Here is a 19,532-nt window from a genome sequence, read left to right on the forward strand (position 1 = left end):
CAGCCATGCAAAACAGGATTCATCGAAAGCAGGAGATCAGGACATGGGTTTCTCGGATATCGGACTGCGCCATATCGTCGATGTCGACGGACAGCTTCTCGGCATCGACGCCGACGTGATCGACACGGCCTCGCTGCTGGCGAGAGCGGATCGTCCCGCCGACAGCCAGCTCTGGCTGGTGCGCGCCGGCGAGCGCTTCGCGGTCCGCCCGAAACAGCTCATCCGCCTCAGCGAGGACGATGTGCTCTTCTTCGAGACCTCGGCCACCAACGCCTCGCCCGCGACCGAGCTGCTCGCGGCCTGAACCGGTTGGCGGGGACGCGGGCAGGCAGCATCCACCCTGGCGGCCGCGCGGGGTGACGGGCGCACGGCGTCCATGGCGAACATGACGACCGTTCGGTCAGCCACCGTGAAGGTGAACGACGAACCGGTCGCGGTCAGCGTGATGCCGTTGCTCCGATCGATGTGCGGCTATCCCGCCCGACAGCGCGGATGCGTAACTGGCTCCGCTTCGTGGCGTATGCTGCGCCCCCCGGCGATGGCAGCGGCGCGCGAGTCTGTCGCAATCTTGCCATAATGGAAACATCGCGTTACATAAATCAGGGATAACGGAAAGCGATGTTTCCAATGCCCAGTCCTCACCTTCCATCGATCGCGGTTCGCCGGGCGCTTGTCAGGCTGGGGTCAGACCTGCGCGACGCCCGGCTGCGGCGCAACTTGCCCGCAGATGTCGTCGCCAGTCGCGCTTTTACAACGCGCCCGACGCTTCGCCGCATCGAGGCCGGCGATCCCGGCGTCAGCATCGGCATTTACGCCGCCGTCCTCCAGGCGATGGGACTGCTCGAAGGCCTTGGTGTGCTCGCCGATCCGGCCAATGACCCAATCGGCCAGCGACTTTCGGCGGAAGCCCTTCCCGAGCGCGCGCGGATCAAGCGGCGCAAACCGCGCTCGGACGGTGGTCGCCCTGACCGTGATGGCTGACGTCGAAGTCCATATCGCACTCGGCGAGACAACGCTGCGTGTCGGGACGCTCTATGCGCCCGAACGCGGCGGCGACCGCGCCCCCGTCGTCTTCGAATATCATCCCGATTGGCTCGACGACGACTCCGCTTTCTCGCTCGAACCCGCACTGCAGCTTGGCCGTGGCGCCTTCGCACCCACCGCCGGTCCGTTCGGCTCGATCGGCGATTCGGCACCCGACACCTGGGGCCGCCGGCTGATGCAGCGCGCCGAACGTCGCAGCGCCGAGCGCGAGGCACGGACGCCGCGCACGCTGTCAGAACTCGATTATCTGCTCGGCGTTTCCGACCGCGCTCGCCTCGGCGCCCTGCGCTTCCGTCGGGCGGGTGCGGTCGTATTTCTTGCAGAAGACGGCGCGGGCGTTCCCGGCCTGGTCGATCTCGGCAAGCTTCTCGCCGTGACCGAACGGATCGAACGCGACGAGGAAAGCGAAGAGGATCTGGGTCTGATCTTCGCGCCGGGCTCATCGCTCGGCGGTGCCCGCCCCAAGGCCTCGGTGCTCGATCAGCACGGCGCACTGTCGATCGCCAAGTTCGCCAAGGAAACCGACGATTATCGCATCGAGCTGTGGGAAGGGGTCGCGCTCGATCTCGCGCGTCAGGCGGGCATCACTGTTGCCGATCATGCGCTGCACAAGGTGGCCGGCAAGCCGGTCCTGATCTCGCGCCGGTTCGATCGCGACGGCGAGCGGCGCATTCCCTTCCTCTCCGCTCTGTCGATGATGGGGCTGAAGGACGGAGAGCGCGCGAGCTATCCCGAACTGGTCGATGTGCTGACACGCAGCGGCGCCAAGGCCGCCGCCGACGCGGCCGAACTCTATCGGCGCATGATTTTCAACATCCTGATCTCCAATGTCGACGATCATGGCCGCAATCACGGCTTCCTCTGGCGGGATCAGGCCGGCTGGGTGCTTTCGCCGGCATATGATCTCAATCCTGTACCGGTCGATGTGAAGGCACGCATTCTCTCGACCAATATCTCGCTTGACGACGCGACCTGCGACCTCGGCCTGGCACTGTCGGTGGCGGAATATTTTGGCCTGAAGCCAGCCCATGCGATCGAAATCGTCAGGCAGGTCGCCCGTGTAACGCAGCGCTGGCGCACGGCTGCCGAGCGAACGGGCGCGAGCCCTGCCGAAGTCAAGCGTATGGCCAGCGCGTTCGAGCATGACGATCTGGCCAAGGCGCTGGCGCTATGAGCCTGGGGTGGTTCAGCCTGGCGAGCTGGAAGGCGGGCCGCGCACCTGATGTCCGGCGGAGAGGTCGCCAGCCATGGTGGACCGTCAAGGCACAATGCAGACTGTCGGCGCCTCCCGCAGGCTCTATCCGGCAAGGAGCGATCGCGGCTTACATTGCCGCATAACCGCGAACCGACACCGACTCAGTTCGTCGAATCCAGATGTCCTACATGAGAACAGGAGTGGTACAAAAATGGCGAAAGGAGCATTCGCCATGATCTATTTCGACTCGACGCTCATTGTCGCATTCGCGACCCTCCTCGGCAGTCTCGCGACACTTGTCTGGGCCATCCGCCGAAAGCCCTAGACGGGATCGCCGCCCGGCCCCGTCGAGCGCGGGCATGCCGCCGACAATTGGCGCGGGTTCGTCGCTTGCGAGCCCCGTCTCGATTTCCGCGCACCGTCGCTGCGGGGTGCAGGCGATGCCGAAAGGAGGATCCCGACAGCTTCAGACCCAGAGCGAAACCCTCAATGCCACCGGCTCCTCGTCCAGGATCCGGTCGGTCGCCTTGTCGAACTCGATGGAGACGAACTGGCCGTCGACCAGCCAGACCGTCCCCTTGAAAGGCGCCCCCGAGATGCTGCGGAATGAGAAGGTCGCCATGGCGATCTCGCCATTGACGTCGGTGAGACGAAGCGCCGGATCGAAGCGCGGCCTGCCCCTCTTCATCGCATAGGCGTTGACCTCGCGCCCGCCCTCGAGGCGCTGGACCAGGTTGATCCAGGCGATCCGCTCGCGCAGCTTGCCGCCGCGCCGATAGCCGAGCCGGATCGCCGCCTCCAGGAGAATGGTTTCCTCCAGCAGGCGAAAGCCGCGTGTTCCCCGCCGGAAGAACGCGATGAACGACAACAGGACATTCATGGCCATTTCGCCTCCCCCGCGCTTGCCGCACCCCGCGCCCTCATCAGGAAAACGACCCGGCCCGCCCGATCCGCACCATGTCGCCCGATAGGCCGCGTGGCGGCGTGGCCCGGCACCGCCTGGCGATGCGGCCCCGGACCACGCCGCGTCCGAAGCGCGCACCCGTCGAAGGGGACGCCAGCGCGCACTTCAGATCAGCTTGCGAAGCGATACCCGGACGGTCCGGCCAAGCGGCTCGAGATCGTCGGGCAGGAATCCCCGTGGCGTCGCACCCGCCGTGTCGGTCACCCTCATCCGGCTGTCGAACAGATTGTCGGCATCGAGGCTGAGACGCAGCCCCTTGATCCAGCCCTCGCCCGTGCCGACCCCGAGCCGCCCGAGATCGCCGAACAGGCGGAGATCGACCCGCGTCCTGGCGGCATAGCGCAGGTCGCCCAGCGCATCGGCCACGGCGCTGCGCCGCCAGGCCGGCGCCTGCCAGCTCGCATTGACCGACACGCCGGCGCCTGCCCGGCCCAACGTCCCCTGGGCATCGATACGATGCCTGGGCGATACCGAGCCGCCATAGCCGGCTAGCCGGTCGAGGGGGGCCAGACCGTCCTGCCAGCGCACCCGATCGGTCAACTGCCAGACATGGCCGAGCGATAGCTGGACACGGGTCTGATGGCCGCCGCCCAGTGGCTCGCCCGGCTCGACGAAACTTCCACCACCCGGCCTTCTGGGTCCCGGCGGCTCGTCGCCCGCCTCGGCCTTTCCGGTCCTGCCCAGCGCCTTTGCCCAGCTGATCCCGGTGCGCAGGCTTTGCGTGACGCTCGCCATGATGGAGATCGGCCGCGCATCGACCTGCACGAGGCGCCCGTCGGGATCGCGCAGGAAACGCTCGGGAAACGCCGCCTCCACGTCCGCGGAAAACCCCGGCAGCGCCCCCACGATCCCCTCGCCCAGGTCGCGGCGATAATCGATCCGCAGCATCAGGCCGGAGAGCGCCGCCGGCCGCAACACCGCGCCTGCTGCAAGACTGGTTCGGCTGGTGGGAACGAGGTCAGGGTTGCCGCCGGTCACCTGCTCGACCTCCACGACCTCCCCGCGAACGGGATCGAAGACCCGTACGCCAGGCGTCACGATCAGGGGCGCGGTCAATTGCTGGAGCGTCGGCGCAGCGCGTTCGAGCGAATAGCGCAGATTGAACTGGACCCCGGACATGGGCGACCATGCCACCTCGGAACCGAGCCTGGTGCGCGGCGGCCCGCCGGTCCCGACAAAACCGCCGGCGGTGAGATTGAGTCCGAGGTCGCCGAGCGGCTTCAGGAAACCGCGGCTGCTTGCAAGCGGCAGGCTGAGCGCGAGCTGCGCGGTGCCGCTGTCCTGGCCGATATCCTGGTCCGGCCCGTCGCCGTACCGCGTTGTCCCCCGCGCATGTTCCGCACCCAGCGACAGGCTGGTGCTGACGGGGCCGGCGGGAAGGCTGGCGATCGGTGCCGCCGCCTGCGCCTGAAGCGAGAATGACGTGGTTTCACCGGTGCTGATATCCGCGAGCGCCGGCGCATCGGGCAGGCCGGCCGGCGCGCCATAGGGATTGGCGCCCGCTGCGATGGCGGCCTGGACGGCGCTCCAGTCGCGGCCGCGCTCGACCCTGTTCTCGTTTCCGTTCCAGGCGACGTTCGCGGTCAGGAACAGCTGGGCCTTGCCGGCCTGCCCGGCGAGCGCGAGCGCGAGATTGGCGCCGCGGCTCTCGTTGCGGCTGGCCAGCGGCGCTCCGACGGCACGCCGGAGGTTGGTATCGGCGGCGAAGGGCGACCAGGGACTTCCGGCGGGCAGGATCCATTCCGCCTGGGCGAGGCCAAGCAGGCTGCGCGAACGGCCAAGCTGGCCGCCCGCGTTCAAAGAGGCGATGAAACCGCCAAGCGGTCGCGTCAGGCCGATGCCGAGGGTCAACGCTTCGCTGGCCGCCGTGAGCGTGCGGGCATCGCCGACGACGACGGGATTGGGCCGATTGGCGAAAGGCAGGAAGTCCGCAAGCACCGGCGCATTCGCCTGTGCGCCGGCAGGTACGCCCGCGACCGTGACGACGATGCCCGCGGCGGCACTCAATGCGGGATCGATCTCGCCGCCCGGCAACATCCCCGCGATATCGCCCTGCGTCGAGAATTGCCCGGCAAGCGGCGAGACGCGCCGCTCCGCTTCGCTCAGGGCGCTCGTCCGGCTATAGCCCAGATCGAGGCTGGTGCGCATATGTCCGGCGATCCTGAGGCGCTGGACACGCGTATCGATCGTCGAGGTTCCGCCACGGGTTGCGACGCGCGCGCCGCCTTCCACGGTGACCGCGGCGAAGCTGCGCTTCAGCACGACATTTACGACGCGCTGCCCGGCGGGATAACCGAACCGCACCGCCGCCTCGGGCGGAAGCACCTCGATCCTGGCGACCGCCTCGGGCGGATAGCCGCCGACCCCGCCGCCCTGCCCCGTGCGCTGGCCATTGACCAGCACGATCGGTGGAGCGTCCTCGCCGATGCGAGGACTGAGCGAGCCCAGCAGTTCGTCGATGGTCGAGGCGCCATGGCTCAGTATCTCGTCCGAACTGATCTCGAGTTGCGCGGCGATGCCCGAGCTGCCCCAGGCCGAAGGCGCGGTCACCACGATCTCGCCGGGATCCTCGGCGGGCGCGGCCGGCGCGGACGCGGCGGGAACGGGATCGGGCACGGGCGGCGGCGACGCCTGCGCGATCGCCGATTGAGGGGCGAGAACGACGCCGGCGATATTGACCATCCCGGCTCCGAACAGCCCCGAGCCGCACCTTCCGCTCCGCTCCAATCCCGCCATGACACGCTCTCCCGACACATGCCCGCGACACCGGACACATGGTCATGACGAACGAGATGGCGAATGGCGCAGTGCCCCATCCGCCAAACTCAGCCGTCGGCATCCAAAAGCGCGAAAATTCGCGGAAAAAGGGGCGCGGAATCTTAGCCCCGCGCTACGCCATTAGTCAGCGGCGGCCCTCCAAACCGGCTCACACGGCCAGCCTTACGGTCCGCTTGCTCGAGCCCACATGCACAAATGACTTGCGATAGTTGCAAGAGCCGTGCGGTTGATTGCAAAAAAGCGGCCAGAATTAGGCCGCGAAGAAACGGCGTGTGTCGGGCAGGCAACGCAGGACAACCACATTACAAACCACGTTACGGCGAGGTCGGCTCCCGACCAGTATGCACCGTTTCGGTTCGACAACGAGCATGTCCGCCTACACCAAAACCTGCCACTCCGCTGGGGCAAGACCGCCCTGGCCCAATCGGTACGTCGATTGGCACGATGTACGCCATATTCTCATTACGCCGCAAGGCGGTGCCGATTCGATTACCCCTTCGCTCCTGAAGCAAATTCCAGTGCGACCCTTACCAATTCAGAGGCTGAGAGTTTGCGGCCGAAAATTTCAATCGATGATTTGAGCGAAGCCGGCAACACCCTTTGGGGATGACGGCCTCTTTGTCGGCTTTGAATGTGTGTGCAGATCTTCGACTTTGCCCAAGCCTCCAAAAATCGCTTCCATGGTTCGGACACATAAAGCGACGCCCTCGTCTGCAAGGGCATACCAGACCAGTTTGGCTTCCTTGCGCGTTTGAACGAGATTGGCGCGGCGCAATTCGCCTAGCTGCTGGCTGAGCGCCGGCTGAGCGATCTCAGTTGCTTCACCAATCTCCGACACATTGCGCTCACCGCGCAACAGGCAGGACAGAATCATGAGGCGCTGGGGTTGCGCAAAGACCTTGAGCTTTTCCGACGCTACGGTCGCGGCGTTGCGGTCCTCGTAGAATGCCGCCTTCATCCCGCACCCACGAAGCGGCAAAACCAGTCCTGGTGATTTTCAGCGGTGTCAGACAGGGGGCTCAGCAGCGGTTTTCCCTCCCGCCAGCCTTCAGGCGCCAGCACCTCACCACCATCAACGGCCTGCAACGCCTTGAGCATCCGCAGCATTTCATCAACCGAGCGCCCCACATTGTAAGGATAGCAGGTGATCGCTTTGATAACGCCTTCAGGGTCGATGAAGAATGTCGAGCGCATCGCCATGCTATCGGCAGATCGCTCGTCGATCATGCCATAGGCGCGCCCGATCGCCATGCTCGGATCCTCTATTATGGGAAACCGGACATCGGCGCCCAGCGTCTCACGGATCGCCCTGATCCACGCCAGGTGCGAATAAAGACTATCGACCGACAGCCCCAATAGCGAGGTTTCGAGTGCATCGAACTCCGCTTGGCGCCGGGCGAGTTCGGCGAATTCTGTGCTGCACACAGGCGTGAAATCCGCAGGATGGGAAAAGAAGATCACCCACCGTCCGCGCAGCTTGGAAAGCTGGATTTCGCCTCCCGTCGAGCGGGCGCGGAAATCCGGCGCGATCTCTCCGATGCGCGGTGAGCCTCGATCGATCTTTTGAATGGCTTCCATGGCGCTTCCTTCGACACTCCCGCCGCTTGACGCAACAATATTATTCAATTACACGATATGTGTAAATATGAATTTATGAGGTTTTCCGTGATCGACTCCCCTCTGGCAGCCGCCTCGTCGCAAATCTCTGCCGCCCAGGCCGGCATTCCCAAGATCAAGGCTTTCTTCGACGAGCCGACCTTCACGGTGACCTATGTCGTTCATGATCCGGAGAGCCTTCGCGCCGCGATCGTCGATAGCGTGCTGGATTATGATCCGGCTTCGGGTCGCACGTCCTTCTCCTCGGCAGACGCGGTGCTCGCCTATGTCGGGGAGAAGGCGCTATCGATCGACTGGCATCTGGAGACCCACGCCCACGCCGATCACCTCTCGGCCGCACCCTATCTGCAGCACAAGCTCGGCGGGAAGATCGCGATCGGCGAACATATCGTCACCGTGCAGGAGACATTCGGCAAGCTGTTCAATGCCGGCACCGATTTCGAGCGCGACGGCTCGGACTTCGACCATCTATGGAAGGATGGCGATCGTTTCCGCATCGGCAATCTCGATGTCACCGTGTTGCATGTGCCGGGTCACACGCCAGCTTGCATCGCCTATGTGATCGGCGACGCCGTCTTTGTCGGCGATACCATGTTCATGCCCGACTATGGCACGGCGCGCGCTGATTTTCCCGGCGGCGATGCCCGAACCCTCTATCAATCTGCGATGCGGCTTTTGTCGCTACCGCCGGAAACCCGGCTGTTCATGTGTCACGATTATCTGCCGGAAGGGCGAAAGGACTATGCCTGGGAAACGACCGTAGAGGCCGAGGGCAAGGCAAACGTCCATATCCATGAGGGGATAAGCGAAGACGAATTTGTCGCGATGCGCGAAGCCCGCGACAAGACGCTCGCGATGCCGCGCCTGATCCTGCCGTCAGTCCAGGTGAACATGCGCGCGGGGCACCTGCCACCGGCCGAGGACAATGGCGTCACTTACCTCAAGATTCCGGTCAACGCGGTATGATGCTGCCCGGCTTTCCTGACGCCATGCCCGCTGCGGGTCTGGCAGGCGGCCTGCTGATCGGTCTTGCCGCCGCAATCATGCTGCTCGGCCTTGGTCGCATTGCCGGCGTCAGCGGCATGCTCGCCCGTGCGTCGGGAATTGCTGATACGGGCGCGCCACGCGTGATAGCGCTCGCCTTCGTTATCGGGCTGCCCCTGGGAGCATTGCTCGCCACGCTGGCTTCCAGCGGGGTCGAGCCGCGATTCACAGGATCGATACCGCAACTCGTCATTGCCGGACTGCTTGTTGGTTTCGGCACGCGGCTCGGTTCAGGTTGCACGAGCGGTCACGGGGTCTGCGGTCTCTCCCGGTTTTCGCGCCGGTCGATGGTCGCCACCTTGACCTTCATGACCAGCGGCTTCGCCACAGTCGGACTGATGCGCGCTTTCGGTTTCATCAACGGATAGTTGGGGGCCACGGGGCATGAAAAGGAATATGGGAACGGTCGATCGGGTGCTGCGCACGATCGCGGCGCTGGTGCTAGCTTATCTTTGGTGGACCGGAACGATTAGCGGGGCCCTCGGTGTCGCCTTGGTGATCCTTGCGGTTGTCTTCCTTCTGACGAGCGCGATCAGCTTCTGTCCGCTGTACCGCCCGCTCGGTCTCTCGACCTGCGGCCACGGCAAGTGAAAGCCCCCGCCATCTCGTTGCTTGCCGGTCTCCTGTTCGGAGCGGGACTTGCCGTGTCCGGCATGGCTGATCCGGCGCGAGTGCGCGCCTTCCTCGATCTGTTCGGGGCGTGGGACCCTATGCTTGCTTTCGTGATGGCGGGTGCGTTGATGCCTATGACAATCGCCTGGCTGGTCCAGCAGCGGATGCCCAGGCCGATCGCCTGCGAGGCCTTCGACTTACCCGGCACCGGCTTGCTCGATGCAAAACTGCTCCTGGGCGCGATCCTGTTCGGCATCGGGTGGGGCATCGGCGGACTATGTCCCGGTCCCGCACTTGCCGACCTTGCCATCGCGCCATCCGAGGCTGGAATTTTCGTGGTCGCCATGCTCGCCGGCATGACCGCGCACCGCATCACTAGAGGATGAACAAAGGCCCGCATCAGAGCGGGAGCGAGGAGAAGCCATGGACATCAAGCCGCTCAACCGGGATTTCGCAGTCTCCCCGCAGATCGATCTTGCGGACATTCCCGCGATCGCCGCGCACGGCTACAAGGCGATCATCTGCAATCGACCCGATGATGAGGAACCGGGCCAGATCGCAGCTGAGGCGCTTCGTGAATCTGCCGAACGACTGGGCCTAAGCTTTGCTTATATCCCCGCAGTCTCCGGGGCGATCACCGATGCGAATGTCGAGGCCATGGCGGATGCGCTTGCGCACCTCCCTCAGCCGGTTCTGGCCTTTTGCCGTTCCGGCGCACGATCAACGAAATTGTATGAGTTCGTTGCATCCCGAAACCACTCGGCACCGGGCGCCCGTGTTCACGATGTCGTGATCGTCGGTGGCGGTGCGGCCGGGATCGCGACGGCTGCCAGCCTGCTGAAGCGTAATTCGAAGCTCGACATCGCCGTCATCGAACCGTCCGCCGTGCACTATTACCAGCCCGGTTGGACGATGGTGGGCGCAGGCGTCTTCGACAGGGAATTCACGCGCCGCGCCGAAGCGCAGGTGATGCCAAGGCAAGTGACCTGGATCCGCGCCGTGGCTTCGGGCTTCGCCCCCGACCAAAACAAGGTGATCCTCAGTGACGGCAACGAAGTCCGCTACCGGATCCTCGTTGCCTGTCCCGGCATCAAACTGGATTGGCACGCGATACCGGGCCTCGCCGAGACGATCGGCAAGAACGGCGTGACCTCCAACTATGGCTATGATTTTGCGCCCTACACCAATCGACTGGTGAAGGAATTCAAGGGTGGCCGGGCCCTGTTCACCCAGCCCGCGATGCCGATCAAATGTGCGGGCGCGCCGCAGAAAGCGATGTATCTCTCCTGTCATCGCTGGGAAAAGGCGGGCGTCCTGAAAGACATCGACGTCCAGTTCCACACCGCTGGCGCGGTGCTGTTCGGCGTTGCCGCCTATGTCCCGGCACTGATGGAATATGTCGAGCGCTACGGCGCGCACCTCAACTTCGAATCAAAGCTCGTGGCGATCGACGGCGCGGCGAAGGTGGCGACGTTCGAGCGCAAGGATGGCGAGGGCACGCGGCGCGTCGAAGAGCGCTTTGACATGATCCACGTCGTGCCACCCCAGGTCGCGCCCGATTTCGTGCGCACCAGCCCGCTCGCGGCGGCCTCCGGATTTATCGAGGTCAACGAGGCGACGCTTCAACATGTGCGCTATCCCAATGTCTTTGCATTGGGCGACGCTTGCTCGGCCTCAAATGCCAAGACCGCCGCTGCTGCACGCAAGCAGGCGCCGGTCGTCGCGGTCAATGTCCTTGCCGCGTTGGAGGGTAAGCCTCCGGTTGCGGACTATGACGGCTATGGCTCCTGCCCACTGACCGTCGAGGCCGGCAAGATCGTCCTCGCCGAGTTCGGCTATGGCGGCAAATTGCTGCCCAGCTTTCCCAACTGGCTGATCGACGGAACGCGGCCCTCGCGCCTGTCCTGGCTGCTCAAGGACACGATCCTGCCGCCGGTTTACTGGCACGGCATGCTCAAGGGCCGGGAATGGATGGTGGCTCCGCACGCGATAGAGGCGGCGCACTGAGCCATGCTCGAGCCGCTGCAATATGCTCTCGGCGGACTTTCAGGCGCACTCGTGGGCTTTGTCCTCGGGCTCGTCGGAGGCGGCGGATCGATCCTCGCCGTGCCGCTGCTGCTCTACCTCGTGGGTGTTCGCAATCCGCATGAGGCGATCGGCACCAGCGCACTGGCAGTCGCGGCCAATGCACTCGCCGGTCTCTGGAATCATGCCCACGCCCGCACCGTGAACTGGCGATGCGGGGGCATCTATGCCGCCGCCGGCGTCGTCGGTGCGCTCACCGGCTCGACGCTCGGCAAGAGCATCGATGGGCACAAGCTGCTCTTCCTGTTCGCGATCCTGATGATCGTCGTGGCGGTGCTGATGTTTCGCGGGCGCGGCGACCAGGGCGTCGAAGGCGCCCAGTGCAATAGGGAGAATGTCGGAAAGGTCGTCGGATATGGTCTCGGCACCGGCGCCTTTTCCGGCTTCTTCGGGATCGGTGGCGGCTTCCTCATCGTGCCGGGCCTGATCGCCTCGACCCACATGCCCATCTTACGCGCAATCGGCACCTCGCTTGTCGCGGTCGCGGCCTTCGGCCTGACGACGGCGCTCAACTACGCGCTTTCGGGCTATGTCCTTTGGGGCCTGGCCGGCGTGTTCATCGTGGGCGGCATTGTTGGAAGCGTGATCGGCACGCGTGCATCGCAGGTGCTGGCCGCTGAAAAGGGCCGGTTGAACAGCCTGTTCGCGGTATTCGTGCTCGTCGTCGCCATCTACATGCTCTTCAAGAGCTGGTCCGAACTCGCCAGCTGAACGGGGATATTCATGGACGCCATCATTCTCGCAAGGGCGCAATTCGCCTTCACGGTGAGCTTTCACTTCCTCTTCCCGGCCTTTTCGATCGGGCTGGCGAGCTATCTGGCGGTGCTCGAAGCCTTGTGGCTGAAGACCGGCAAGGGCGTCTATGCCAACCTGTTTCGCTACTGGCTGAAGATCTTCGCCGTCGTGTTCGCGATGGGCGTCGTCTCGGGCATTGTCATGTCTTATCAGTTCGGCACAAACTGGTCGGTGTTCTCCGACAAGGCGGGGCCGGTCATCGGCCCGCTGATGGCCTATGAGGTGCTGACCGCCTTCTTCCTGGAGGCCGGGTTCCTCGGCGTCATGCTGTTCGGGATCAACAAGGTCGGCCGCAAGCTGCACTTCGTCGCGACGCTAGCGGTCGCGCTCGGAACTTTCATCTCCGCGTTCTGGATCCTGTCCGTCAACAGCTGGATGCAGACGCCTGTCGGCTATGAGGTCGGCGCCAACGGCCAGTTCCTGCCAGGGCCAAGCTGGCTGACCATCATCTTCAATCCCAGCTTCCCCTATCGGCTCTTTCATACAGTCCTTGCCGCCTATCTGACGACCGCCTTTATCGTCGGCGCGGTGGGTGCCTGGCATCTTCTCAAGGACCGCAGCAATCCCGGCGCGCGCAAGATGTTCTCCATGGCGATGTGGATGGCTGCGATCCTCGCGCCCATCCAGATTTTCGCAGGCGACATGCACGGGCTCAACACGCTCGAGTATCAGCCAGTGAAGGTGATGGCGATGGAAGGCCATTTTCAGAGCCATCCGAACGGTGCGCCTTTGATCCTGTTCGGCATTCCCAACAGCACTGAGCAGCGGGTGGATTATGCCGTCGAGATACCCAAGGCGTCGTCGCTGATCCTGAAGCACGAACTCGATGCGCCCCTGAAGGGTCTCGATACGGTACCGCAAGCTGATCGTCCGCCCGTCGGTATTGTCTTCTGGGCGTTCCGCGTGATGGTCGGCATCGGGTTCGCGATGTTCGGGATCGGTCTCCTGAGCATGATCGCGCGCTGGCGCAAAGCGCTCTACGACTGGCCGCTTTTGCATCGCTTCGCCGTGCTCATGGGCCCGTCGGGACTGATTGCCGTCCTCGCCGGCTGGATCGTGACGGAAGTCGGGCGACAACCCTTCACGATCTATGGGCTGCTGAGGACTACTCAGAGCGCTTCGCCGCTCGATGCCCCTGCGGTCGCCTCATCGCTGCTGGCCTTCGTGGTCGTCTATTTCACCGTCTTCGGCATGGGCATCTGGTATCTGCTTCATCTCATGAAGAAGCCGCCTGAAGCGCATGAGACCCCGCCAGGCGATGCGCCCATTCGCAGCGCCGGGATCACGCCGGCACCGGCCATCATCGAGGGAGCTTCGGCATGATCGACCTCACCGTCATCTGGGCCTGTATCATCGGCTTCGCCATCATCGCCTATGTCGTGATGGACGGCTTCGACCTCGGCATCGGCATCCTGTTTCCCTTCTTCAAGGTCGGGCAGAACCGCGACACAGCGATGAACAGCATCGCGCCCGTCTGGGACGGAAACGAAACCTGGCTGGTGATGGGCGTTGGCGGCCTGTTTGCCGCATTTCCATTGGCCTATGCCATCATCCTGCCGGCGCTTTACGCGCCGATGATCGCGATGCTGCTGGGGCTCGTGTTCCGCGGTGTGGCATTCGAGTTCCGTTGGCGGGACCCGGCGCATCGGGCTTTCTGGGACAAGGCCTTTACCACCGGCTCGGTTATCGCGACCTTCGCGCAAGGCATCGCGCTCGGCGCGCTTTTGCAAGGTATTACCGTCGATGAACGTGCCTATGCCGGGGGCTGGTGGGAATGGTTGTCGCCATTCAGCCTGCTGACCGGGGTTGGCCTGCTGATCGGCTATGCTCTGCTCGGGGCCTGCTGGCTGAACTGGAAAACCGAAGATGGATTGCAGCGGCAAGCGGTGACCTATGCCGGGCGCCTCGGTATCGGCCTGCTCATCATGATCGGCGTCATCAGTCTCGCGACGCTACGCCTCGAGACGCAATATTATCAGCGTTGGCTGAGCTTCCCGGGCGTGGTCGCGACGGCTCAGGTGCCGCTCGCTACTCTCATCGTGACATTCCTCTTCTATCGCAGTCTCCGATTGAAACGCGACGCGCAGCCATTCTTCTGTGCACTCGCGCTTTTCGGGCTGTGCTTGATCGGTCTTGGCATCTCGATCTGGCCGGACGTTGTTCCGGCGCGGGTAACGATCTGGGAAGCGGCAGCGCCTGTACGCAGCCAGCTGTTCATGCTGGTTGGAGCCTCGATCATGTTGCCCGTGATCCTGGTGTATACAGCTTGGTCCTATTGGGTTTTCCGGGGCAAGGTTGGCATCGAGGGGTATCATTGATGCCGCTCTGGCTGAGTCGGCTTGGATGGTTTGTCGGCATTTGGGCTGCGAGCGTTTCCGCGTTGGCGCTTGCAGGAGGATTGCTCCGCTTGTGGCTACGCTAAATGGCCCCTCGCCAGAGGCGAGGAGCAACACTCAAATTTCGGTATTCTCAGCAAGCGCAAGCGCGTCCTCCACGTCGACCCCGAGATACCGCACAGTGTTCTCGATCTTGCCATGACCCAGCAGGATCTGGACGGCACGAAGGTTGCCGGTCGCCCTATAGATAATCGACGCCTTCGTCCTGCAGGAACAGCTCGTTCTTTGAATAACTGACCGAATAAGCCCGATGAATGAAAGCGAGATTCGAGAGAACGTCACCTAGAGCATAGGCTTGGGTCGCCTCAGTCTCGCCGAAATACGAGATGAGCGAGGGGAGCACCCCTGCTCCCTTGATCTTGATGCCCTCGTTGTCGAGGCGGATACGGCCATTGGCGACAGTTCGCATGTCGAAGCCCGCACCGCCATGGCCCGGATTGTAAGTGACGCCCTTGGCCTCAAGCAGCGTCTTCGTCGCATTGAGAAAGGCATGGCCGCCCTCAGAAATCCACCCTGTCGCCACCCTTCAGGCCCAGCATGGCCCGTGCGTCGGCGGGGGTCGCCGGCTCATGCCCCATCTCGGCGAGGATACGGACGACCTTCTCCACCTGCTCGGCATTGCTCGCGGCCAACCGGCCGCGATCGATGAACAGGCTGTCTTCCAGACCGACGCGGACATGGCCGCCGAGCAACGCCGCCTGGATGGCAAACGGCATCTGGTGACGACCGGCGGCCAGCACCGACCACTGATAGGTGTCCCGCCCGAACAGCCGGTCGGCGGTCTGCTTCATGAAGATGAGGTTGTCGGGATCGGCGCCGATCCCGCCAAGGATACCGAAGATCATCTGGACGAAGAAGCCCGGCTCGATCAGACCCCGGTCGAGGAAATGGGCCAGATTGTAGAGATGGCCGACATCATAGCATTCGTGCTCGAACCGGGTGCCGGCATCGGCCAGCGTTTCCAGGATCGTCGCGATGTCGCGGAATGTGTTGCGGAACACGAAGTCGTCGGAGCCGAGCAGATAGTCGCGCTCCCAGCCATGCTTCCACGCCGCGATCTTCGCCGCGGCCGGGAACAGCGCGAAGTTGATCGTCCCCATGTTGAGCGAGCACATTTCCGGTCGGAAGCGGACCGCGGCGGCCAGCCGCTCGGGAACGGTCATCGTCGCCGATCCGCCGGTGGTGATGTTCACCACCGCGTCGGTCGCCTGTTTGATCACCGGCAGGAAGCGGCCATAGACGTCAGGGTCGGGGGTCGGCCTCCCGTCCTCGGGCAGCCGCGCGTGAAGATGGATGATCGCGGCGCCGGCCCTGGCCGCGGCGATCGACTGTTCCGCGATCTGCTCCGGAGTGATCGGCAGCGCGTCCGACATGCTTGGTGTATGCGCCGATCCGGTGATCGCGCAGCTGATGATGACCTTGCCCATGGATTTTTCCTTTGCGGGCGCGCTCGCTTCCCGGCAGCGCCGGCATCGGGCGCGCCCGCCCCTCTCATGATATTCTGAAGCAGTTGACCGGGCGATCTCAGATACGCCCCTTGCCCCCGTCGCGTTCGATGAGGTTGCCGATGTCGAAGGTCTTACTCTTCATCGGCCAATAATCGTAGCAAGCCAGGCTCTCATGGGCCATGCCGGAGAAGAGTTCCTTGGTGAACAGCTCGCGCCAGGGCTGCATCAGCAGCGATCGCGTCAGCCGCCGCTGGATGCGGTTCTTGTTCATGAACACGTTGCGGGCGATCTCCCAGGCACGGTCAAGCACCTTGTCATGCGGCAGCACCTCGCCGACCAGGCCGAGCTGGAGCGCTTCCTCGGCATGGATCTTCTGACCCATCAGCATGAAATAGCGGCCGCGATTTGGGCCCAGCAGTTCGCGGAACAGGGTGTGGACGCCGTCGCCGGGAACGATCCCCAGGCCGTCCCAGTGGCCCTCGTAGAAATAGGTCGCCTCGGATGCGATCACGATGTCGTTCAGAAGCGCCAACTCGGCATGGACGATGCTGGGTCCGTTGACGGCCGCGATCACGGGAATCTGGAGATTGATCAGCGCGAACGGTTCGCGGGTCTGATCCTTATAGAAGATGTCATAGCCGTGATAGGCATCGAACGGCTCGTGGAATCTGTGGCGCGCCCAGCTTTCGCGGTCGAACTCGGCCAGGAAGCTGTCGCCGGTGCCGGTCAGGATCAGCAGCTCGTTCTCGGGATCGGCATTGATGTCGAACATCGCCGGGATGATCCCGTGATGCACCTCCAGTCCCCATTTCAACGGGCCGCCATTGGTGTGGAAGCGCGCCTCGAGAATGCCGTCCTCGCGCCGGAAATGAAAGAAATCCGCGTATTTCTCGGCATAATCCTCAAGCCGCGTCTCATATTTATGCATCGACATTACATTATCCTCTCACGAATCGCGCTTTGCTGCAGCGGATCGGCGGCACATCCGTGCCAGACCGTCCAGTATCCCGACTCATTCGGCCCGACCGATCCCGCGGATATTAATGTAATAGCACTACATTAATTTAGTCAATCACACTCATTTCCGGCGCAAGCGAGCGCGGAACACCCTAAGAATATGCCGATTTTCCGGACCTTGGATCATCCCGGCCATGCCCATGGACCCGGGGTTGACCAACTTAAATGTATTGCTATTACATTATTGCGAAGTGGCGACGACGGGATTCGCCCGGCCCCGAGAGCGGGACAAGCCGGCCTGCCGTCGCGCCGAACCAAAGAGGGGATGACCGGTCCCCCACGCGACACGTTCTGGAGGATGCGCTAATGTTGAACATGCCTGTTCCCACCAAGGATGATGCCCTGCAGATGCGTGTCCTCGCGCCTGTCCGCGGCATCACCGCCGGCACGACCGCGCTGGTCGAGCTTTCCGGCTGCGGCGAAACCGTGCCCGCGCTGCGCGTCAACGGCCACCCGGTCGAACCCTTGGAAGCGGCACGCCAAGGGACGGGAGCCTGGCGGATCATCGTCCCGGGCCTCGCTCCCGGACGCAACCGGATCGAGGCGTCGACCGCGGCAGACTGCACGGCGATCGAGCTGCGCGGCTATCCGGCCGAAGGGCCGATCATCAGCGGCCCGCATCTCAAGCCCTGGAAGCTGACGACCCAGGAGAATGGTCTCGGCACCCCCCTCGACGAGCATGGCAATGCGCCGCCCCGGATCAGCCATGTCTATATGAGCCTGTCGTCCGGCGATTTCGAACCCTATGACCCCGCGAACCCGCCCGCCGAAGCCGATGTCGCGATCGCGCGCACCGATGCCGGCGTCGAGGTGAAATATATCGTCCGGCATGAGCGCGGCGCCGCCAATCGCGGCATCTACGAACTGGCGGTTCTCTGCGATCCCACCCACCCGCTATCGGCCGTCAATCCGCCGCCGGGCTGGAACGGCAAGCTCTGGATCTATCTCTATGGCGGCTGGAACCAGTTCCGGTCGCAGGGCGTGCTCGCCGGCTATGACGTCAAGCCGCCGATCCCGGCGCACCGGGTCCTGCTCGACATGGGCCTGCGCCGCGGCTTCATGATCGCGCGCACCACCCTCGCCCAGTCGGCCACCAATTCGGACAGCGTGCGCGGCGCGGAATCGCTGATCATGCTGAAGGATCACGTCACCCGGGCCTATGGGCCGATCCGCTACACGCTGTCGTCGGGCACGTCGGGCGGGTCGATCATGCAGCAGATGGTGGCGAACCAGTATCCCGGGCTGATCCAGGGCATCATGCCGCTCTCCAGCATCCATGGCTCCTGGTATCTGCCGGGCCAGCTGATCGAGGCGAAGCTGCTCGACCGCTATTTCACGCAAATCTCCCCGGCGCTGTGGAGCGATGCGGATCAGCGCCTCGCCGTCGACGGCCATGGCAGCCAGAAATCGTCCGATTTCTTCAACACCGTCTTCGACAACCAGTTCTACGGCCGCACGACCGGCGGCAACGATCCAACGCGCGGAACCGATCTTCCCGACGGTGAGACCTATCACCCCCGGGACCGCCCCGCCGGCGCGCGCGGCACCCTGCAGGATTATCAGGTCAACTATCTCGGCTGCCGGGACGAAGCCCAATGGGGCGATGCGGAGCGTGCGGCGGGTCACGGCTTCGCGCCCCTGCCCTGGGCCAATGTCGGCGTCCAATATGGTCTCGGCGCGCTGCTCGACGGGCGGATCGGCAAGGACCAGTTCCTCGATCTCAACGAGAAGATCGGCGGCGTCGATATCGACCAGAATTTCATCGCTGCCCGCAACGATGTCGATCCGCAGACGGCGGCCCGGATGCATCGCGGCGGCTTCGCCAATGACTTCGCCCATCTTTCGACCGTCGCGATCCTCGATGTGCGTCCGCCCGAGACCGGCGACCTGCCGAGCCATACCCAGTTCCACACCTGGGTGTCGCGCACGGGCCTGGTCGCCGCGCAGGGTCATGCAGACAATCAGGTCGCCTGCATGGTGCCGGGCTATGACAGCAGCACCACCCCGCCCGAATGGGCGTTGCTGGCGATGGACCGCTGGCTTGCCGCGATCGAGGCCGACGACAGCGAGGCGTCGCTGGCCGAGAAGGTCGTCGCCAACAAGCCCGCCGGGCTGTGCGACGGTGTCTATGATGCGGACGGAAACCGCACCGGCGACCTCGAGGACTATCACCGCCTCTATCCATCGTTCGGCGACGCGAAGACGGTCGCCGCCGCCGGCGACCTCAGGGCGCACCTGATCGTCCGGCCCCGGCTCAAGCCGCTCGACCGGTGCGACTATCCGGGCATCGATTTTGACGATGGCGAATGGGCGCGGCTGCTGGCGATCTTCCCCGACGGTGTCGCGGACTGGGCCGCTCCGGGCGTCGGGCAGGCCCGCTCGGTGCCGTGGCTGAGCTATGCCGAGGGTCCCGGCGGACAAGCCTTGCAGCCCTGAACCGAGGCCGGTGCGGCGGGGCGCCAGCCCGCTGGACGACGCGATGTCTTCCGATCCGAGCCAATGAACGGCCGGCGCGAGCCGCCGCCGCACGAGCACGA

The 19,532-nt window shown here is 64.1% G+C and carries 19 protein-coding genes and 1 pseudogene; 12 read left to right on the forward strand and 8 right to left on the reverse strand.

The window, feature by feature from the left end; all coding sequences use genetic code 11:
• The first annotated feature begins 43 nt into the window (after nt 1–43).
• The 3 genes from K7G82_RS13785 (at nt 44) to K7G82_RS13795 (ending at nt 2,218) form a co-directional block, all read left to right on the forward strand.
• Complete coding sequence (locus tag K7G82_RS13785; RefSeq protein ID WP_222990484.1) at nt 44–304, forward strand: hypothetical protein; 261 nt, start codon at nt 44–46, stop codon at nt 302–304.
• 323 nt (nt 305–627) lie between these two features.
• Nucleotides 628–981, forward strand: a complete 354-nt coding sequence (locus tag K7G82_RS13790; RefSeq protein ID WP_222990485.1) for a helix-turn-helix domain-containing protein — start codon at nt 628–630, stop codon at nt 979–981.
• Complete coding sequence (locus K7G82_RS13795; protein WP_222990486.1) at nt 974–2,218, forward strand: type II toxin-antitoxin system HipA family toxin; 1,245 nt, start codon at nt 974–976, stop codon at nt 2,216–2,218. The genes K7G82_RS13790 and K7G82_RS13795 overlap by 8 nt, the downstream gene beginning before the upstream one ends.
• Nucleotides 2,219–2,705: 487 nt before the next feature.
• Here K7G82_RS13795 and K7G82_RS13800 read toward each other — a convergent pair whose 3' ends face one another.
• The 4 genes from K7G82_RS13800 to K7G82_RS13815 form a co-directional block, all read right to left on the reverse strand.
• Nucleotides 2,706–3,125: a hypothetical protein gene (locus tag K7G82_RS13800; RefSeq protein WP_222990487.1), complete on the reverse strand. Its 420-nt coding sequence runs from the start codon at nt 3,123–3,125 to the stop codon at nt 2,706–2,708.
• A 183-nt stretch (nt 3,126–3,308) separates the two neighbouring features.
• Complete coding sequence (locus K7G82_RS13805) at nt 3,309–5,885, reverse strand: porin family protein (protein ID WP_222990488.1); 2,577 nt, start codon at nt 5,883–5,885, stop codon at nt 3,309–3,311.
• 661 nt (nt 5,886–6,546) lie between these two features.
• On the reverse strand, nt 6,547–6,939 hold the full coding sequence (locus K7G82_RS13810; protein ID WP_222990489.1) for an ArsR/SmtB family transcription factor: 393 nt from the start codon (nt 6,937–6,939) through the stop codon (nt 6,547–6,549).
• Nucleotides 6,936–7,559: a peroxiredoxin gene (locus tag K7G82_RS13815; protein ID WP_222990490.1), complete on the reverse strand. Its 624-nt coding sequence runs from the start codon at nt 7,557–7,559 to the stop codon at nt 6,936–6,938. The genes K7G82_RS13810 and K7G82_RS13815 overlap by 4 nt, the downstream gene beginning before the upstream one ends.
• 75 nt (nt 7,560–7,634) lie before the next feature.
• Between K7G82_RS13815 and K7G82_RS13820 the strand changes: the two genes are divergently transcribed.
• The 8 genes from K7G82_RS13820 to cydB are packed head-to-tail and all read left to right on the forward strand — an operon-like array spanning nt 7,635 to nt 14,452.
• Nucleotides 7,635–8,564, forward strand: a complete 930-nt coding sequence (locus tag K7G82_RS13820) for an MBL fold metallo-hydrolase (RefSeq protein WP_222990491.1) — start codon at nt 7,635–7,637, stop codon at nt 8,562–8,564.
• On the forward strand, nt 8,561–9,010 hold the full coding sequence (locus K7G82_RS13825) for a YeeE/YedE family protein (RefSeq protein ID WP_222990492.1): 450 nt from the start codon (nt 8,561–8,563) through the stop codon (nt 9,008–9,010). The genes K7G82_RS13820 and K7G82_RS13825 overlap by 4 nt, the downstream gene beginning before the upstream one ends.
• Before the next feature lie 28 nt (nt 9,011–9,038).
• Nucleotides 9,039–9,233: a YgaP family membrane protein gene (locus K7G82_RS13830; RefSeq protein ID WP_246623549.1), complete on the forward strand. Its 195-nt coding sequence runs from the start codon at nt 9,039–9,041 to the stop codon at nt 9,231–9,233.
• The gene (locus K7G82_RS13835; RefSeq protein WP_222990494.1) at nt 9,230–9,640 is read left to right on the forward strand and encodes a DUF6691 family protein; all 411 of its coding nucleotides are present in this window, start codon (nt 9,230–9,232) and stop codon (nt 9,638–9,640) included. The genes K7G82_RS13830 and K7G82_RS13835 overlap by 4 nt, the downstream gene beginning before the upstream one ends.
• A 37-nt stretch (nt 9,641–9,677) precedes the next feature.
• A complete protein-coding gene (locus K7G82_RS13840; protein WP_222990495.1) occupies nt 9,678–11,261 on the forward strand; it encodes a bifunctional protein tyrosine phosphatase family protein/NAD(P)/FAD-dependent oxidoreductase in 1,584 nt (527 codons plus the stop codon).
• Between the two features lie 3 nt (nt 11,262–11,264).
• The gene (locus K7G82_RS13845) at nt 11,265–12,050 is read left to right on the forward strand and encodes a sulfite exporter TauE/SafE family protein (protein WP_222990496.1); all 786 of its coding nucleotides are present in this window, start codon (nt 11,265–11,267) and stop codon (nt 12,048–12,050) included.
• A gap of 12 nt (nt 12,051–12,062) precedes the next feature.
• Nucleotides 12,063–13,457 carry a cytochrome ubiquinol oxidase subunit I gene (locus K7G82_RS13850; protein ID WP_222990497.1) on the forward strand — a complete coding sequence of 465 codons (1,395 nt, stop codon included), beginning with the start codon at nt 12,063–12,065 and terminating at the stop codon, nt 13,455–13,457.
• Nucleotides 13,454–14,452, forward strand: coding sequence for a cytochrome d ubiquinol oxidase subunit II (cydB, locus tag K7G82_RS13855; RefSeq protein WP_222990498.1), 999 nt, complete (start codon nt 13,454–13,456; stop codon nt 14,450–14,452). Before K7G82_RS13850 ends, cydB begins: the two co-directional genes overlap by 4 nt.
• Nucleotides 14,453–14,587: 135 nt before the next feature.
• Here the strand turns inward: cydB and K7G82_RS29785 are convergent.
• The 4 genes and pseudogenes from K7G82_RS29785 to K7G82_RS13875 all read right to left on the reverse strand — a co-directional run.
• Nucleotides 14,588–14,737, reverse strand: a pseudogene (locus K7G82_RS29785) (integrase); the annotation flags it as partial.
• Nucleotides 14,712–15,053, reverse strand: coding sequence for a YaaC family protein (locus K7G82_RS13865; RefSeq protein WP_222990500.1), 342 nt, complete (start codon nt 15,051–15,053; stop codon nt 14,712–14,714). The gene K7G82_RS13865 and the pseudogene K7G82_RS29785, both read right to left, overlap by 26 nt.
• The gene (gene kce, locus K7G82_RS13870; RefSeq protein ID WP_222990501.1) at nt 15,031–15,957 is read right to left on the reverse strand and encodes a 3,5-dioxohexanoate:acetyl-CoA acetone transferase; all 927 of its coding nucleotides are present in this window, start codon (nt 15,955–15,957) and stop codon (nt 15,031–15,033) included. Before kce ends, K7G82_RS13865 begins: the two co-directional genes overlap by 23 nt.
• Before the next feature lie 97 nt (nt 15,958–16,054).
• Nucleotides 16,055–16,912: an enoyl-CoA hydratase/isomerase family protein gene (locus tag K7G82_RS13875; RefSeq protein ID WP_222990502.1), complete on the reverse strand. Its 858-nt coding sequence runs from the start codon at nt 16,910–16,912 to the stop codon at nt 16,055–16,057.
• Between the two features lie 389 nt (nt 16,913–17,301).
• Here K7G82_RS13875 and K7G82_RS13880 point away from each other — a divergent pair, with 389 nt between their 5' ends.
• Entirely contained in the window at nt 17,302–19,431 is a 2,130-nt protein-coding gene (locus K7G82_RS13880; protein WP_222990503.1) for a DUF6351 family protein, read from the forward strand.
• The last annotated feature ends 101 nt before the right edge of the window (nt 19,432–19,532 follow it).

Origin of the sequence: Sphingomonas colocasiae, assembly GCF_019880585.1 — a bacterium.
Taxonomy (GTDB): Bacteria; Pseudomonadota; Alphaproteobacteria; order Sphingomonadales; family Sphingomonadaceae; genus Sphingobium_A; species Sphingobium_A colocasiae.

Bases quoted from the DNA above. Each gene is read 5' to 3' on its own strand.
- K7G82_RS13785 (WP_222990484.1), top strand. From the start codon at position 44: ATGGGTTTCTCGGATATCGGACTGCGCCATATCGTCGATGTCGACGGA.
- K7G82_RS13790 (WP_222990485.1), top strand. From the start codon at position 628: ATGCCCAGTCCTCACCTTCCATCGATCGCGGTTCGCCGGGCGCTTGTC.
- K7G82_RS13795 (WP_222990486.1), top strand. From the start codon at position 974: ATGGCTGACGTCGAAGTCCATATCGCACTCGGCGAGACAACGCTGCGT.
- K7G82_RS13800 (WP_222990487.1), bottom strand. From the start codon at position 3,125: ATGGCCATGAATGTCCTGTTGTCGTTCATCGCGTTCTTCCGGCGGGGA.
- K7G82_RS13805 (WP_222990488.1), bottom strand. From the start codon at position 5,885: ATGGTCAATATCGCCGGCGTCGTTCTCGCCCCTCAATCGGCGATCGCG.
- K7G82_RS13810 (WP_222990489.1), bottom strand. From the start codon at position 6,939: ATGAAGGCGGCATTCTACGAGGACCGCAACGCCGCGACCGTAGCGTCG.
- K7G82_RS13815 (WP_222990490.1), bottom strand. From the start codon at position 7,559: ATGGAAGCCATTCAAAAGATCGATCGAGGCTCACCGCGCATCGGAGAG.
- K7G82_RS13820 (WP_222990491.1), top strand. From the start codon at position 7,635: ATGAGGTTTTCCGTGATCGACTCCCCTCTGGCAGCCGCCTCGTCGCAA.
- K7G82_RS13825 (WP_222990492.1), top strand. From the start codon at position 8,561: ATGATGCTGCCCGGCTTTCCTGACGCCATGCCCGCTGCGGGTCTGGCA.
- K7G82_RS13830 (WP_246623549.1), top strand. From the start codon at position 9,039: ATGGGAACGGTCGATCGGGTGCTGCGCACGATCGCGGCGCTGGTGCTA.
- K7G82_RS13840 (WP_222990495.1), top strand. From the start codon at position 9,678: ATGGACATCAAGCCGCTCAACCGGGATTTCGCAGTCTCCCCGCAGATC.
- K7G82_RS13845 (WP_222990496.1), top strand. From the start codon at position 11,265: ATGCTCGAGCCGCTGCAATATGCTCTCGGCGGACTTTCAGGCGCACTC.
- K7G82_RS13850 (WP_222990497.1), top strand. From the start codon at position 12,063: ATGGACGCCATCATTCTCGCAAGGGCGCAATTCGCCTTCACGGTGAGC.
- cydB (WP_222990498.1), top strand. From the start codon at position 13,454: ATGATCGACCTCACCGTCATCTGGGCCTGTATCATCGGCTTCGCCATC.
- kce (WP_222990501.1), bottom strand. From the start codon at position 15,957: ATGGGCAAGGTCATCATCAGCTGCGCGATCACCGGATCGGCGCATACA.
- K7G82_RS13875 (WP_222990502.1), bottom strand. From the start codon at position 16,912: ATGTCGATGCATAAATATGAGACGCGGCTTGAGGATTATGCCGAGAAA.
- K7G82_RS13880 (WP_222990503.1), top strand. From the start codon at position 17,302: ATGTTGAACATGCCTGTTCCCACCAAGGATGATGCCCTGCAGATGCGT.